This is a genomic window from Flavobacterium sp. HSC-32F16 (genome assembly GCF_024171645.1).
GTDB lineage: Bacteria > Bacteroidota > Bacteroidia > Flavobacteriales > Flavobacteriaceae > Flavobacterium.
Genome location: NZ_JALKAC010000001.1, coordinates 157,036 through 172,363, shown reverse-complemented (window position 1 = coordinate 172,363; position 15,328 = coordinate 157,036). Strand labels below are relative to the sequence as shown.

Genomic DNA, 15,328 nt, shown 5'->3' with positions numbered 1-15,328 from the left:
GCTACACGAGATATTATTTATATCTGTCGATAATAATAATCATTCCCGTAATGATTAATAATCTTATAAAACAGAAAAGAGAAGATAATCTTAATGGAACTAAAAAGTTTCAGACCTCTATTTATAGAATGGTATTTATGGCGGTGGTCTTAGTAGTATTCTTTTTTTTAACCAAACAGAAATACTTATAATAGTTTTAGTTTTAATTTTTATTTTGAAAAAAGCAGCTCAATTTTTGAGTTGCTTTTTTTGTTTTAATTTTGAAAATAAAATCTTATTATTAAATAATTTAAAGAAATATTTTTCCTATATTTATGCTGAAAATTAGACTATTAAGTTTGGTTTTGTCTGAAAACTCAACAGGCAGATATTGAGGATCAAAAATCAAAATAACCTAAATTATGTTGAAATCAATTTTAAATTTTAAAGGAACAGAAGTTCTTGGAAAAGAAGAGCAAAAAAACATTTTTGGCAGAGGAACAAGAGTTTATCCAGTTTGCAGTGATGGTAACTGGGCTCCTCCAGGCGCAATTAAGGCGAATTATCCAAATTATCCGTGTGCAGATCTTTACGAACCAGTTGAACCAGTACCATGTAAACCAATGGTTTTGGCAGACGGAACTATATCAGAATGTTAATATAAAAATCATCAAGATACCGTTTTAGAGATAAGACGGTATTTTTTTATTATTAAATTCGGGTAACTCCAACTTTAAGAGGGCTGTGGTAATTGAACTATTTTCTTACTTAGAAAGTAAAATTCGAGACCATTTTTTATATTACAAATTTTATTAAACGCCCAAATAATCTATATTTGTATTTCGAAAAATAAAACGAATACCTTAATATGAAATTACTAGAAGGAAAAGTAGCAATCATTACTGGCGCTAGTCGCGGAATTGGTAAAGGAATTGCAGAAGTTTTTGCTAAACACGGAGCAAACGTAGCGTTTACATATAGTTCATCTGCAGCATCTGCTGAAGCTCTTGAAAAAGAATTAAATGCTTTAGGAGTAAAAGCAAAAGGTTACCAATCTAACGCAGCTGATTTTAATGAAGCACAAACTTTTGTTGATGCTGTTTTGGCAGATTTTGGAACAGTTGATATTTTAATTAACAACGCAGGAATCACAAAAGACAACTTACTTATGCGTATGTCTGAAGCTGATTTTGACCAAGTTATTGATGTTAACTTAAAGTCAGTTTTTAATATGACAAAAGCAATCCAAAAAACTTTCTTAAAACAACGTGCAGGTTCTATTATCAATATTAGTTCTGTAGTTGGAGTTTCTGGAAACGCAGGTCAGACTAACTATGCAGCTTCAAAAGCCGGAGCAATTGGTTTTACTAAATCGGTAGCTTTAGAATTAGGTTCTCGTAATATTCGCTGCAACGCAATCGCACCAGGTTTTATTGAAACTGAAATGACTGCAAAATTATCTGAAGATGTAGTAAAAGGATGGAGAGAAGGAATTCCGTTAAAACGCGGCGGAACAACAGAAGATGTTGCAAACGCTTGTCTTTTCTTAGCTTCAGACATGAGCGCTTACATTACAGGACAAGTTCTTAATGTTTGTGGAGGAATGCTTACTTAAGGTACTGAGGTTCTAAGCTGCAAAGGTTCAAAGGTTTTATTTTGAAATCTTTGAATTGTTAAATCTTCCAATTATTAAATAAATTATGACTACAAACACGATTTTATTATTATTACTTTCTTTAGTAATAGCGGGTGGTTTGTCGTACTTTCAATACTTTTATAAAGCCAAAAACAAATCAAATCTGATTTGGTTTTTGGCTTTTTTACGTTTTTTGGCCATCTTCGGATTGTTGGTTTTATTAATAAACCCGATAATTTCTAAAAGTTCTCTCGAAATAACAAAAACACCATTAGCAATTGCAGTTGATAATTCGAGTTCAATTACAGCTTTAAAATCAGATAAAAAAGCAATCGAATTATATCAAAAGCTAGTTTCTAATCCCGCTTTAAAAGAAAAATTCGAAATTCAGTCCTATCAATTTGATGATGAATTTAAAACTTCAGATAAATTTGATTTCAAAGGAAAACAAACCAATCTGGACGAAGTTGCAAAAAATCTAAAAAGCATCAACAAAAACCTGACTTTCCCTACCGTTATTATTACTGACGGAAATCAAACTACAGGAAACGACTACGTTTATAGATTCGATCCTGCAAATAAAGTTTATCCTTTGGTTGTAGGAGATACAACCACGTTTTTTGATTTAAAAATAAATCAGTTAAACGTAAACAAATATGCATTCCATAAAAATAAATTTCCCGTTGAAGTTTTTCTGCAATATGCCGGAGACAAAACCACAACTGCCGATTTTACAATTTCACAGGGAAATTCGGTTGTAGCAAAAGAAAAAGTTACATTTTCTCCATCCAAAAAAACAGCTGCTTTAAATTTACTTTTACCTGCTGATAAAGTTGGGTTACAGATTTTTAGAGCCAATATTTCTTCAGGTGCAAAAGAAAAAAACAGTTATAATAATATCAAGAATTTTGCAGTCGAAATAATCGATCAAAAATCTACAATCGCGATAGTTTCTTCTATAAATCATCCAGATATTGCCGCTCTAAAACGTGCAATAGAAGTTAATGCGCAGCGTAAAGTAATATTAGTTAAACCAAATGATATTACTCAGTTACAAGAAGCTTCTGTTTTGGTTTTGTATCAGCCAAATTCCTCTTTCAAATCAATTTTTGAAAACAATAAAGCAGCCGGAAGAAATACATTTATTATAACTGGAAACAGCACCGATTTTAATTTTCTAAATCAGCAGCAGCATAATTTAATGTTTAAAATGAGCGGGCAGTCGGAAGATTATTTATCTGAATTTCAATCTCAGTTTAATTTATTCGCTATAGATAATATAGGTTTCGAAAATTTCCCGCCATTACAAAATGCATTCGGAACCATTTTAACAAACGGAAATGTATCCGTTTTACTATCTTCAAAAATTAGAAACGTTTCTACAAATGCACCTTTATTGGCTTTCGCCGAAAATCAAGGAAAAAGAACCGCTTTTCTTTTAGGGGAAAACAGCTGGAAATGGCGTTTACAAAGCCATATCGACAATCAGTCATTTGAAAAATACGATGTTTTTATAGATAAGATAATTCAGTTCTTGGCAACCTCTGCTTCAAAAAAATCGTTGGTTGTAACACACGAAAGTTTTTATAATTCAGGAGAAGAAATTGTAATCAATGCGCAATACTTCAATAAAAACTATGAATTTGACGAAAAAGCCAGACTCACAATCACGGTTACAAATGCCGAAACCAAACAAGCTAAAAACTACGATTTGTTAAAAGGAAATAATTCGTTCTCAGTAAATTTAGAAGGTTTAACAGCCGGAAAATATAATTTTACCGTAAAAGAATTAAATACTAACACATCCTATTCAAGTCATTTTGAAATTTTAGATTTTGATATCGAAAAGCAATTTGTAAATCCTGACGTTTTAAAAATGAAACAATTAGCTTTACAAACCAACGGAAAAGCTTTCTTCGAAAATCAAGAAGAAGATTTGATTAATACACTTTTAGAAAACAAAGAATACAAATCAATCGAAAAAAACGTTTCAACTAAAACGCCAATAATTGACTGGGTTTGGTTGTTGATTTTAATTACTGCTTTATTAACTACGGAATGGTTTGTTAGAAAATATAACGGATTGTTGTGATGAAATAATAATCGAATTCCTTCTAGCATTTTATAATCTTATGGTTAAAATTAAAAGTCTAAAATTATGAAAGTTAAATTCTTTTTTATTGTAACAATTTTGATGGTAATTTTTTGTTTTTTTTCATTTTCAGAGACAAATAATCCCAACAAAAGCAATCTTTTGGGAAACACTATTCAGCAACGTTTCCAACTGCCTCAAGGATTTGTGAGAGAAGAGGAATCTAAAACTTCGTTTGATTTTTTTTTAAGAAATCTTCCATTAAAACCATTGGGTTCAAATGTTTTGTATTTTGATGGAACTATAAAACCAAATCGAAACGTTTATGAAGCGGTTGTGGATTTACCCATTGGAAAACAGGATTTGCATCAATGTGCTGATGCCGTGATGCGTTTACGAGCGGATTATTTTTATAGCCAAAAACAGTACGATAAAATACATTTTAATTTTACAAATGGTTTTCGCGTTGATTTTAGTAAATGGGCCGCAGGTTATAGAATTTCAGTTAAAGGCAACAAAACTAGTTGGGTTAAAACTGCAAAACCATCTGACAGTTATGAAACGTATTGGAAATACTTAGAGACGGTTTTTATGTATGCAGGAACGGCTTCGTTAGAAAAAGAGCTGAAACCAATAAATGTTTTAGATATAAAAATAGGGGATGTTTTTATAAAAGGAGGTTTTCCAGGTCACGCTGTTATTGTAGTTGATATGGCTGTGAATCCAAAAAACAATCAAAAAATTATGCTTTTAGCACAAAGTTATATGCCGGCACAGGAAATTCAAATATTGAAAAACCCAAATAATAGTTCGTTGAGTCCTTGGTACGCTGTCGATTTTGGAACCACTCTGAAAACCCCCGAATGGACTTTTAGTTCCTCACAATTAAAACGTTTTAAATGAAACGATTCTTTTTTTTAGTCCTTATATTTCAAAATGCTTTTTCTCAAGAAATTCCATTGAATGTTCAAAAATTAATTAAAGCATATCCAGATCAAATTGTTGGTTATAAAGACAATAAAATTATTTTTAGTGATAAATCAAATTTAATTTATGATGATTTTAAAAATAAAACGAATCAAGAATTATTAGATAATCCTGATATTGAGGATCAATTTAAGTTTGTTTATAAACAAGCACATAAGAATTCAATTCCAAAAGAAGATGCAGGAAGAATTCGAAATGAAGCTTTTTTTAAGAAAATTTACGGAAATACAAAATCAGAAGTTGAATCAAAAATGACTGAAATTATTTGGTGCCCGAAATTAGTCAATCAGAAAATAAAAGTAACAACCGTAAATGGGATTGATAAGATAGTAAAAAAACTCTCAGCAGAATTAGATAATAATCCAGAATTTAAAAAATACATTAATGCAATTGGAGGTACATTTAGTTGGAGAAAAATCTCAGGAACAAACCGATTCAGTATGCATAGTTATGGAATGACAATAGATATTAATGTCAAAAACTCTAATTATTGGCAATGGGATTGTAAATGTAAGAATGAAGAAGCTGCTCTTTCGTATAGAAATCAAATTCCCCTCAAGCTAGTTTCAATTTTTGAAAAATACGGCTTTATTTGGGGAGGAAATTGGAAACATTATGATACAATGCATTTTGAGTATCGACCAGAACTTTTGTTATAAATTTTAAATTATTTTATTGCAAAAAAAATATTACAGAGGAAAGTGGTTACGAATTAAAAATTTATGATTATGGATTTCAGGCTAAAAGTTTTCTACACCGTTGCACTCCGTCTTAATTTTACTAAAGCGGCAACCGAATTGTATATAACGCAGCCAGCGGTTTCCAAGCATATTCAGGAACTCGAAGAAACCTACAAAACCAAATTATTCGAACGAAACGGTTCTAAAATCGCTTTAACTCCTGCCGGACAAATTCTGTTAAAACATACCAAAGAAATCTTCGAAATTTACCGAGAAATCGATTTTGAAATGAGTTCCTTTATCAGCGAACGTCAAGGATTACTGCGATTAGGCGCAAGTACCACCATTTCTCAATATATAATTTCTCCCGTTTTGGCACGTTTCCATCAAAAACAAAAAGACATAAAAGTCAATTTGTTAAATGGTAATACAGAACAAATTGAAAATGCTTTAATTAATAAGGAAATTGAAATTGGAATTGTAGAAGGGCAGTCAAAAAATCAATCAATAAAATATATTCCGTTTTTAAAAGACGAACTGGTTTTAGTCTGCAATAGCAATAATCCATTTGTGCAGCAAAATGAAATTTCAGTAAACGATTTAAAATCAATGAAGTTCATAACCCGAGAACGTGGATCAGGAACACTTGAAGTTATAGAATTTGCACTTAAAAAAGTTGGTTTAAAATTCTCAGACCTGCAAATCGAAATGCAGTTAGGAAGTACAGAAAGTATAAAATCATATTTATTAAATTCAGACTGTTTTGCCTTTATGTCCATTCATGCAGTAAGCAAAGAATTGAAAAATAAAGAATTAATAGTTTTAGATGTCGAAAAATTAGTAATCGAAAGACATTTTTATATTATTACTTTATTAGGGAAATCAGATCCGTTATCAGAATTATTTATTCAAAATATAGCTAATCATTATAACTTGAAGTTATAGTCAATTGTATTTTACGATTGGCAATATCCATTTAATCAACGGAACTTTGCAGGGTAAATATCAATACCCTTATTTTGAAAACGAAACAACATTCTGCATCACATCTTTTTGAAATTAATCATTTTTTGCAGCAGGTAATTTTTGCGGCTATAATTCTTTTATGCCTTTTTTCGATTATTTCGCCTCCAATTGCCTTATTACTTGGCGTTATAATGGTAAATGTTTTTGGAAATCCTTTTGTAGAATTTAATAGCAAAGCGATAACTTTTTTGCTGCAGTTTTCTGTAGTAGGTTTAGGTTTTGGAATGAACGCATCAAGCGCATTTTCAGCAGGAAAAGAAGGTTTTGTTTTAACGATATTCTCGATTTTCAGCACTTTGATTTTCGGGCTCCTTTTAGGAAAATGGTTAAAAACAGAGAAAAAAACGTCACATTTGATCTCTTGCGGAACTGCAATTTGCGGCGGAAGCGCCATTGCTGCGATTTCTCCGGTAGTAAAAGCAAATGAAAACCAGACTTCAATTGCTTTGGGAGTTATTTTTATACTAAATTCGATTGCATTGTTTGTTTTTCCGTTTATTGGGCATCAGCTTGATTTATCACAAAAAGATTTTGGGCTATGGTGCGCAATCGCCATTCATGACACGAGCTCTGTGGTTGGAGCAGCAAATAAATACGGAGCCGAAGCTTTACAAATTGCAACAACTGTAAAGCTGGCTAGAGCATTGTGGATTATTCCAATTTCTCTTTTAACGGCTGTGATTTTCAAAAATAAAAACAGTAAAATAAAAATTCCTTATTTTATAGCATTGTTTATTTTAGCAATGCTTCTGAATTCGTATCTACCTCAAATATCGATGTTTACGCCTTGTATTGTAAATCTGGCTAAAATAGGACTTACAATAACTTTGTTCTTAATTGGTGCCGCTTTAAATGTAAATACATTAAACTCAGTAGGAGTGAAGCCTTTGTTACAAGGAATATTTTTGTGGATATTTATTGCAGTTTTAAGTTTGTTTTCAATACTATATCTCGGTTAAACTATTTTACGTTTGAGAATTTTACAATTGGTTTGTCAATTAGTTTGTAGAATTTTCCTTTAAAAGAAAAACGTCTTTCAATTTCGAAATTAAATGATTTTTTAGTTTTTGCCATAACTGCTATTTCTTGAGGAAATTCAACATCAAATTCATCTTCAGCTTTTGCGGCTTTGTTGTAAGATCCTTTTGTTTTAATGATAATATCTCTAAAATGTTTTTTGGTGTTATCATTTACAACCGTATAAGATCCTGACCATGAAATAAATGAAGAGTTAGTTAACTGGTATTTATCAGTTTCTAAAATCGGCTGGTATTTGCCGTCAAAACCGGCAACAAGATAAAGGTAACCTTCATACGCACCGCCGGCACCGCCATTAGAATGTACTAATGTAAAAGCAAATTGATCTTCTCCAATTTCAACCAATTTAGGAGTAGGGCATTGGGCAAAAGCACCAAAAGCGGCTACGGCTGGTTGAAAAGACCTCATTTCCCAGATATTTCCATTTTTAGCAAATTTGGCTAAACCTAATAATCCTCCAGAAAAACGACCTGTTTGTGCTCCATCAGTATCATAATTAGAATGATTAAAAGCTATAATTTTATATTCGCTTCCTTTAGAATCCGAAAAATCAATAGTAGTTATAAGCCTTGTCGCCACTCCTTCGTTGTAAGGAAACATCTGATCTCCTTCAACACCATTAACATCAAGAAAAGGGGCAGGTTTACAATTTTTACAATTCCAGCTTATAAAAGTATTACGATCTGAAAGGTTGTATAATTTTCCGGGAAACAATTTCTGCATTGTTTTAACAGGATCAAGCGAACCGGATATTTTTAATGTTCTTTTAGGGTTTAAAATTGTATCACTAACATTTTTTAGTTGTATATCAGTTTCTTGTGCAAAGCTGAAAGCAGATAAAAACAAAAATAAATTTATAATAAAAAGGCGCATAAAATTGTATTTATATTGTGAAACAAATATAAGGAGAAAATGATTGTTAATATAGGATTATGTTACTTTGATAGTTGAAAAATTAAAAAAGTCAAATTACTAGAATCTTATTAATAGTATTCTTTGCGTTTTCTTTAATTAAAGCTAAATTTGCTCCCTCAAATAAAATTTACAAATGAAAAACTTCCAAATGAAACCAAGATTAATCGCTTTCGGTGCTTTAATTATTGGCTTTTTTATGTTATCGTGGGGAAATGTAGGCCATGAACGTATTAACAAGGCAGCTGTAATGGCTTTGCCAAAACAATTGCAAATATTTTTCTATAATCACATTGATTTTATTACGCAAGAAGCTTCGGTTCCAGATATTCGTAAGTATGCTTTAAATTATAAAGAAGAAGGTCCAAGACATTATTTTGATATGGAAAGCTTTGGTCCAGCTGACACTTATCCACAGACATTAGAAGAAGCAAAACAAAAATACGACGCTAAATTCTTAAGTGATAATGGGATCTTGCCTTGGTATATCGAAGATATGATGGCAAAATTGACCAAAGCTTTTAAGGAAAAAAACAGAGCAGAAATTTTATTCCTTTCTGCAGATTTAGGTCATTATATTGGAGATGCACACATGCCATTGCATACTTCTGCTAATCATGATGGACAATTGAGTGATCAAAAAGGAATTCACTCTCTTTGGGAAAGCAGACTGCCGGAATTATTCGTTAAAAATTACAAATTAAATGTTCCTGAGGCACAGTATTATGGAGATGTTCATAAAGCAATTTGGGACTTGATTAATGATACGCATAGTTTAGCGCAGCCTTTATTGGATATCGACAAAAAGCTGAGAACTGCAACGCCGCAAGACAAAGTTTTTAAAATGGATGCACAAGGAAACGTGTTGAAAACCAAATACAATACAGCAGTTTTCTCTGATGAATATGCTAAAAAATTGCACGAACAATTAAACGGAATGGTAGAGAGCCAAATGAGAAAAGCTATTACTGCAACTGCAAGTTTTTGGTATACTGCGTGGGTAAATGCAGGAAAACCAGATCTAAGCGATTTAGACGCTCCAGCCGTTACACAAAGAAATTATCAATCTTTACAAGATGATTTAATATTGTATAAAAAGGGAGATTTATTCGGAATGAAAAATCAAAACGACTAAGAAGAGTTTTCAGTTTTCAAGTTTGAAAATTATAGTCACAAAAGCCTCAAATTCAAATGAATTTGAGGCTTTTATTTTTACATTATTTAGGATGCGCAGAATCGCATATCGATATATTTTCTAGATCATATTTGTAGAGACGTACTGCAGTGCGTCTACGTTCTGTATTTCAAAATATCTGTTTAAACCGTTTACTCCGTGCTTCATCAATCACAATTTGAATGTAAATCCTTATTTCTGATATTTTTTTTCTTTTAATAAAAACGAAGCAGATTGATAATAAGAAATAGTTTCATTTACCAAATTCATTTTTTGTTTCTTTAAAAGCGTTTGATCATAATCAATTTGAAAATCAGATGCAACACTTTCCTTTGAATCCAATTTTAATTGAAACTGTTTTACTTCTTTTTTTGGTGATAAAACAGTTAAAACATTATCTTTTATCAAACCTAAATCCTGATAAGTAGCGATAAAAGCTCGTGGTTTGTAAGAGGGTTTTAAAACATCCTGTCCGAAAAATTTACTGCGATAATCAAAATGCAATAAACCAAAAAGAGTAGGCATAAGATCAATCTGTGACATTAATTTATTGCATTTTTCAGGTTTTTCATTCGGGATATAAATAAAAGCCGGAATTCTGTATTTATCAAGTGGTAATTCTGTTTTTCCGGCGCTCGAAGCACAATGATCGGCCACAATTACAAAAATGGTAGTATTGAACCAAGGTTGTTTTTGCGCCATATTAAAGAATTTTTTCAAAGCATAATCAGTGTATTTTACGCCGCCGTCCCGGGATTTAATATCTCCTGGAATATCAATTTTATTATTAGGATATGTAAAAGGTCTGTGATTACTCACCGTCATAATATGATTAAAGAAAGGCTTTTTTTGCTTTGCTTCACCATTCATAACTTTAATAGCTTTATTATACATATCTTCATCACAAACTCCCCAAACATTTGAAAATGTGATTTCTTCTGGAGAAAAACTAGATTTGTCAATAATTTCATAGCCGTTTCCGGAATAGAAATCCTGCATATTATCAAAAAAAGCATCTCCTCCGTACATAAATTTTACATTATAGCCTTTTTGCTTAAATATAGCACCGGTACAAAATTTGTTTTTGTTGTCTTCGCGTTTCACAACACTTTCTCCTGCAGTTGGCGGGAGACACAAAGTAACCGCTTCAAGTCCGCGCACAGTTCGATTTCCAGCCGCATATAGATTAGTGAATAATAGGCTTTTTTGAGATAAACTGTCCAGGAAAGGTGTTATGTTCTCCTGATTTCCATACGTTTTCATAAAATCAGCACTTAAGCTTTCAATGGTAATTAAAACCACATTTTTACGGCTTTCCAAGGAATCGCTGGATATTTTCTGAATGGTATTTTCTCCTGAAATATTCGGGAACTGTTTTTGTAAAATTGTAAAAGCTTCCTGAGCTGACAGTGTTTTATAAAATTTGAAATAATCTAATTTGTTATTCTGAAAAGCCAAATAAAACTTATATAATCCATTTGACTGCAATTCGTTTACAAATACATTTTTAGAGTTTTCGGTCTTCGCCAAAGTTGGAATCGCCAAAAAAGAAACGATAAATAAACAGATATAAACAGCAGAAATTTTTATTTTTTCGACGAATGACGGAATTTCATTAATATAAACTTTGGAATTTTTTATAATAAAATACGACGCAATACCGCTGATCAAAAATAAAGCTGAAAATATAGGAATTACAGGATAAGACTGCAGAATGTTTCCGATTACTTCATTGGTATAAATCAAATAATTAACGGCTATGAAGTTATATTTTACACCAAATTCATTCCAAAAGAAATATTCACTTAATCCGTTTTGAAGAATTAATAAAACGTAAAGAAAGATCACAAAAGAAAAAAGCCAGAACCTTAGTTGTATTCTCCACTTTGGAAAAAAAAGAAATACCGCAAACAGAATTGTTTTTAATCCTATAAAAATTAAAACAATTTTGGGTAAAGCACCGCCGTATTCGTCAAAAACACTTTTTCCTGAAGCTGCGTAAAGCAATAACAAAACAAAAAATCCTAAAATAACGTATCCGTAAGGAGCCGTATATTTAGATTCTGAAAGAAAAATGAGATACAGCCAGAGAAAAAAGCTGGCAATTATAAAAACAAAGAAATCTGAAAACAGCCCTAAACTAAAGATTTTAATGCTTTCAACAATACTAAAAGAACTTTGCGTGATAGGATGGAAAATCAGGACAATTCTCAATATAAAACTTATAGAAAAATAGAAAATCGCCAGATTATAAAATGGAGAAAGTTTTTTGCAAAAAGTCATGGTGCTTTGTTTTTCTGCAAAATTAGATTTGATTGATTAACGGTAGATGAAGTTTGGCTTTTACCTTGCTTAGCTTAAACTTAATCTTTGCTTAAGATGGTTCGTTTTGAGCTATTGTTATGATTTTAAGTGATTTCTGATTCTTAAAATATATATCTTTGAAAAATCAAAATAACAGATTAATCCCGGATCATAATAAGGCAATATGCATATTTTAATTATAGAAGATGAGTTAGGAATTGTTCAGTTTTTAGAACAAGGACTGCGTGAAGAAGGCTATGAAATTACCACTGCAAGCGATGGTTCCAAAGGTTTTGAATTAACCCAAAACCATAAATTTGATTTGATTTTACTAGATTGGATGATCCCCAAAATCAGTGGTTTGGATTTGTGTAAAGCAATCAGGATCAAAGATCAAAAGACGCCTATTATTTTTTTAACAGCAAAAGATACAGTTCAGGAAACGATTGAAGGTTTAAAAGCAGGGGCAAATGATTATATAAAAAAGCCTTTTAGTTTTGAAGAATTAGTAGAAAGAATAAAGATTCATTTTAGAAACCGAGTAGGAAATGAAACACTTACGCTGGGAACTATAAAAATTGATCTTTCTAAACATATCGTTTTAAAAAATGAAGAAGAAGTTGCTTTAACGCAGAGAGAATTTGAACTGCTGACTTATCTAATTAGAAATAAAGGAAAAGTCTGCACCAGAAATCAGATTTTAAAAGACGTGTGGGAAATTAATTTTGAATATGATACAGGAGTAATTGATGTTTTTATGAATGCTATACGCAAAAAACTCAATTTGAAAATAGAAGAAGACTACATAAAAACCATCCGAAGTGTAGGGTATATCGCTAACGAACTATAAATGAGCCAGCTTTCCTTTAAAAATAGAATTGCCTTAAACTATATCGTAACTACAGGTTTGCTGATTTTAGTCGTTTTTTCGGTTATTTATTCTATTGTAAAACATACCGTTTACAGTCGTATTGATGAAAATATTAAAGTTGAAATCCAGAATCATTTAGAAGAGATAAAAGTTGAAAATGGAAAAGTAATTTTAATTGATGAAGAAGAATGGGATGAACGTGAACACAATACCGTAGATGTAAATCCGGTTTTTGTTGAATTTCTGGATTTGAATAAAAAAATTATTGAAAAAGCGCCCAATTTAAAAACACAAACACTTGAATTTCATGATTCTGTAGAGGACTATGAACTGTTTGATACCAAAATAAGAGATCATGCGATTAGACAAATTCAGGTAGAACTAAATGTTCAAAATAAAAAAATAGGGTACCTTATTGTTGCCATGTCGCTGGCAGATTCTAAAATGGTTTTAAATAATTTGTTTGATACCATGTCTTTGTCTTTTTTAGCAATTCTAATCTTGCTGTTTTTTATTGCCCGATTCTTTGCAGGAAGAAGCATAAAACCTATAAATGCTATTATTAATACGTCTAAAATTATAACAAAAGACAATTTAAAAGCACGTATTGCCCTGCCGAAAACAAGAGATGAATTATACACACTTTCAAAAACTATAAATAATTTATTAAACCGAATTGAAGATGCCATTGAACGCGAAAAACAATTTACATCTGATGCTTCTCATGAGTTAAGAACACCGTTAACTGTAATTAAAGGAACACTTGAAGTGCTGATACGTAAACCTAGAGAAAATAAAGAATACGAAGATAAAATAAACTATTGTATAAAAGAAGTTGATCATTTAAATCTTCTCGTTGATCAGCTATTAACAATGGCTCGATTTGATAATCAAAAGCAGCATATAAATACAGAAAACGTTTATTTAAATGCTGTAATTTTAGATGTTCTTACATTGAATTCAGAAAAAATAAAAGATAAAAATCTCAATGTTAAATTTGATGCGGGAACCGATTTTTATATTCAGTCGGATAATTTTTTAATCATAACAATTCTAAGAAACGTTATTTCAAATGCTTTGAAATACACCAATACTGAAGGAGAAGTTTCGATTTTACTTTTTAAAGAAAACAGCAGAATAACCTGTAAAATTTCAGATAATGGAATCGGAATTGCAAAAGAGGATTTAGAGATGATTTATAATCCATTCTTCAGGTCAGATTACACCAGTCATCCTGAAATTAAAGGTGTTGGCTTAGGATTGTCTATTGTAAAAAGAAATACGGAACTGCTTCATATTAAATGTAAAATTGAAAGTGAAATAGGAATAGGAACCACTGTAATTTTAGGTTTTAATGAAGATATGGAAAACGTTATCGTAAATTAAAAATCTTCAATAAAAACAGAGCTTGATATTTTTTTAACAATAAACTATCGTTAAGTTATATTAAAAATTGCTTTTTTATGAAATTAACTAGTATATTTGCAACCGAATCAAAGAATTATAAAACAAACCAAACAATGATTTCAAATCAATTACATCATCATCATTTTCATTATTGCTCTCAAGCGATGTGTTAATGGTATGCATGTAAATCATCATATTTTAAAACCCGTTTGAGTACATCAAACGGGTTTTTTTATACCAATTCTTTGTACTCAAACTATTAATCACCAAAAAACTAAAAAATGAGTACTTTAAAAATTGCAATTCAAAAATCTGGACGTCTAAACGAAGACAGCATTCAAATCCTTAAAGACTGCGGTATTTCAATCAACAACGGAATCGATCAGTTAAAAGCCGAAGCTTCTAACTTTCCTCTTGAAGTTTTGTATTTAAGAAATTCAGATATTCCACAGTATTTAATTGACGGAGTAGTAGATTTAGCCATCGTTGGCGACAACCTTTTAGTAGAAAAAGGAAAAGAAATTGAAGTAGTGCAGCGATTGGGATTTTCTAAATGCAAAGTTTCTGTAGCAGTTCCTAAAACTTTAGAATACAATTCTATACAAGATTTGGCAGGTTTAAGGATAGCGACTTCTTACCCAAATACCGTTAACGAATATTTCAATTCTTTTGGATTAAGCGTTGATATTCACCAAATTTCAGGTTCTGTAGAAATAGCACCCAATATTGGCCTTGCCGATGCTATTGTTGATATTGTTTCAAGCGGCAGTACTCTATTCAAAAATAACTTAAAAGAAGTAGAAGTTATCTTAAAAAGTGAAGCTGTTCTTGCTGTTTCACCAAAAGTTTCTCCAGAAATCCAAAAACACATAGATACCTTAAAATTTAGAATACAATCGGTTTTAAGAGCAAGAAATTCAAAATACATCTTAATGAACGTTCCAAACGAAAAAATTGACGAAATTGGAAAAATTCTTCCGGTTTTAAGAAGTTTAACCGTTTTGCCATTGGCTCAGGAAGGCTGGAGCAGTGTTCACTCTGTAATTGATAAAGACACTTTTTGGGACGTAATCGATAAACTTAAAGAAGCCGGAGCAGAAGGAATTTTAGTTTGTCCAATTGAGAAAATGGTCCTATAGGGTTTTACCCGCTTTAAGTTGTAAGCAATAGGCTTTAAGCTGTAAAAAAAAATATTAAATTTCAATTGCAGGCAACAGCTTTG

At 31.3% G+C, this 15,328-nt stretch carries 13 protein-coding genes; 11 read left to right on the top strand and 2 right to left on the bottom strand.

The window, feature by feature from the left end; all coding sequences use genetic code 11:
• Positions 1 to 401: 401 nt before the first annotated feature.
• The 7 genes from L1276_RS00840 to L1276_RS00810 all read left to right on the top strand — a co-directional run bounded on the left by L1276_RS00840 (position 402) and on the right by L1276_RS00810 (position 7,359).
• Complete coding sequence (locus L1276_RS00840) at positions 402 to 638, top strand: hypothetical protein (RefSeq protein WP_253784501.1); 237 nt, start codon at positions 402 to 404, stop codon at positions 636 to 638.
• Between the two features lie 209 nt (positions 639 to 847).
• Positions 848 to 1,594 carry a 3-oxoacyl-[acyl-carrier-protein] reductase gene (fabG, locus tag L1276_RS00835; RefSeq protein ID WP_012024948.1) on the top strand — a complete coding sequence of 249 codons (747 nt, stop codon included), beginning with the start codon at positions 848 to 850 and terminating at the stop codon, positions 1,592 to 1,594.
• 85 nt (positions 1,595 to 1,679) lie between these two features.
• Entirely contained in the window at positions 1,680 to 3,707 is a 2,028-nt protein-coding gene (locus L1276_RS00830; RefSeq protein ID WP_253784498.1) for a hypothetical protein, read from the top strand.
• 66 nt (positions 3,708 to 3,773) lie between these two features.
• Positions 3,774 to 4,610, top strand: coding sequence for a DUF4846 domain-containing protein (locus tag L1276_RS00825; protein WP_253784495.1), 837 nt, complete (start codon positions 3,774 to 3,776; stop codon positions 4,608 to 4,610).
• Entirely contained in the window at positions 4,607 to 5,353 is a 747-nt protein-coding gene (locus L1276_RS00820) for a M15 family metallopeptidase (protein WP_253784493.1), read from the top strand. The genes L1276_RS00825 and L1276_RS00820 overlap by 4 nt, the downstream gene beginning before the upstream one ends.
• Before the next feature lie 69 nt (positions 5,354 to 5,422).
• Entirely contained in the window at positions 5,423 to 6,319 is an 897-nt protein-coding gene (locus L1276_RS00815) for a LysR family transcriptional regulator (RefSeq protein ID WP_253784491.1), read from the top strand.
• A 74-nt stretch (positions 6,320 to 6,393) separates the two neighbouring features.
• Positions 6,394 to 7,359 carry a YeiH family protein gene (locus L1276_RS00810; protein WP_253784487.1) on the top strand — a complete coding sequence of 322 codons (966 nt, stop codon included), beginning with the start codon at positions 6,394 to 6,396 and terminating at the stop codon, positions 7,357 to 7,359.
• Between the two features lies 1 nt (position 7,360).
• On the opposite strand, the gene L1276_RS00805 is transcribed toward L1276_RS00810, so the two are convergent.
• A complete protein-coding gene (locus L1276_RS00805) occupies positions 7,361 to 8,311 on the bottom strand; it encodes a hypothetical protein (protein WP_253784484.1) in 951 nt (316 codons plus the stop codon).
• A gap of 175 nt (positions 8,312 to 8,486) precedes the next feature.
• Between L1276_RS00805 and L1276_RS00800 the strand changes: the two genes are divergently transcribed.
• A complete protein-coding gene (locus tag L1276_RS00800) occupies positions 8,487 to 9,485 on the top strand; it encodes a zinc dependent phospholipase C family protein (protein WP_253784482.1) in 999 nt (332 codons plus the stop codon).
• Positions 9,486 to 9,716: 231 nt separating this feature from the next.
• Here the strand turns inward: L1276_RS00800 and L1276_RS00795 are convergent, their stop codons facing one another.
• Complete coding sequence (locus L1276_RS00795; protein WP_253784479.1) at positions 9,717 to 11,807, bottom strand: alkaline phosphatase family protein; 2,091 nt, start codon at positions 11,805 to 11,807, stop codon at positions 9,717 to 9,719.
• 205 nt (positions 11,808 to 12,012) lie between these two features.
• On the opposite strand from L1276_RS00795, the gene L1276_RS00790 reads away from it, so the two are divergent.
• The 3 genes from L1276_RS00790 to hisG all read left to right on the top strand — a co-directional run bounded on the left by L1276_RS00790 (position 12,013) and on the right by hisG (position 15,245).
• Complete coding sequence (locus L1276_RS00790) at positions 12,013 to 12,678, top strand: response regulator transcription factor (RefSeq protein WP_253784476.1); 666 nt, start codon at positions 12,013 to 12,015, stop codon at positions 12,676 to 12,678.
• Positions 12,679 to 14,085 carry a cell wall metabolism sensor histidine kinase WalK gene (locus L1276_RS00785; RefSeq protein WP_253784473.1) on the top strand — a complete coding sequence of 469 codons (1,407 nt, stop codon included), beginning with the start codon at positions 12,679 to 12,681 and terminating at the stop codon, positions 14,083 to 14,085. It abuts the gene before it with no gap.
• Between the two features lie 302 nt (positions 14,086 to 14,387).
• A complete protein-coding gene (gene hisG, locus L1276_RS00780) occupies positions 14,388 to 15,245 on the top strand; it encodes an ATP phosphoribosyltransferase (protein ID WP_253784471.1) in 858 nt (285 codons plus the stop codon).
• The last annotated feature ends 83 nt before the right edge of the window (positions 15,246 to 15,328 follow it).

What these genes read in the sequence shown, in the direction of transcription:
- L1276_RS00840 (WP_253784501.1), top strand. Translation starts at nt 402, where the DNA reads ATGTTGAAATCAATTTTAAATTTTAAAGGAACAGAAGTTCTTGGAAAA.
- fabG (WP_012024948.1), top strand. Translation starts at nt 848, where the DNA reads ATGAAATTACTAGAAGGAAAAGTAGCAATCATTACTGGCGCTAGTCGC.
- L1276_RS00830 (WP_253784498.1), top strand. Translation starts at nt 1,680, where the DNA reads ATGACTACAAACACGATTTTATTATTATTACTTTCTTTAGTAATAGCG.
- L1276_RS00825 (WP_253784495.1), top strand. Translation starts at nt 3,774, where the DNA reads ATGAAAGTTAAATTCTTTTTTATTGTAACAATTTTGATGGTAATTTTT.
- L1276_RS00820 (WP_253784493.1), top strand. Translation starts at nt 4,607, where the DNA reads ATGAAACGATTCTTTTTTTTAGTCCTTATATTTCAAAATGCTTTTTCT.
- L1276_RS00815 (WP_253784491.1), top strand. Translation starts at nt 5,423, where the DNA reads ATGGATTTCAGGCTAAAAGTTTTCTACACCGTTGCACTCCGTCTTAAT.
- L1276_RS00805 (WP_253784484.1), bottom strand. Translation starts at nt 8,311, where the DNA reads ATGCGCCTTTTTATTATAAATTTATTTTTGTTTTTATCTGCTTTCAGC.
- L1276_RS00800 (WP_253784482.1), top strand. Translation starts at nt 8,487, where the DNA reads ATGAAAAACTTCCAAATGAAACCAAGATTAATCGCTTTCGGTGCTTTA.
- L1276_RS00795 (WP_253784479.1), bottom strand. Translation starts at nt 11,807, where the DNA reads ATGACTTTTTGCAAAAAACTTTCTCCATTTTATAATCTGGCGATTTTC.
- L1276_RS00790 (WP_253784476.1), top strand. Translation starts at nt 12,013, where the DNA reads ATGCATATTTTAATTATAGAAGATGAGTTAGGAATTGTTCAGTTTTTA.
- L1276_RS00785 (WP_253784473.1), top strand. Translation starts at nt 12,679, where the DNA reads ATGAGCCAGCTTTCCTTTAAAAATAGAATTGCCTTAAACTATATCGTA.
- hisG (WP_253784471.1), top strand. Translation starts at nt 14,388, where the DNA reads ATGAGTACTTTAAAAATTGCAATTCAAAAATCTGGACGTCTAAACGAA.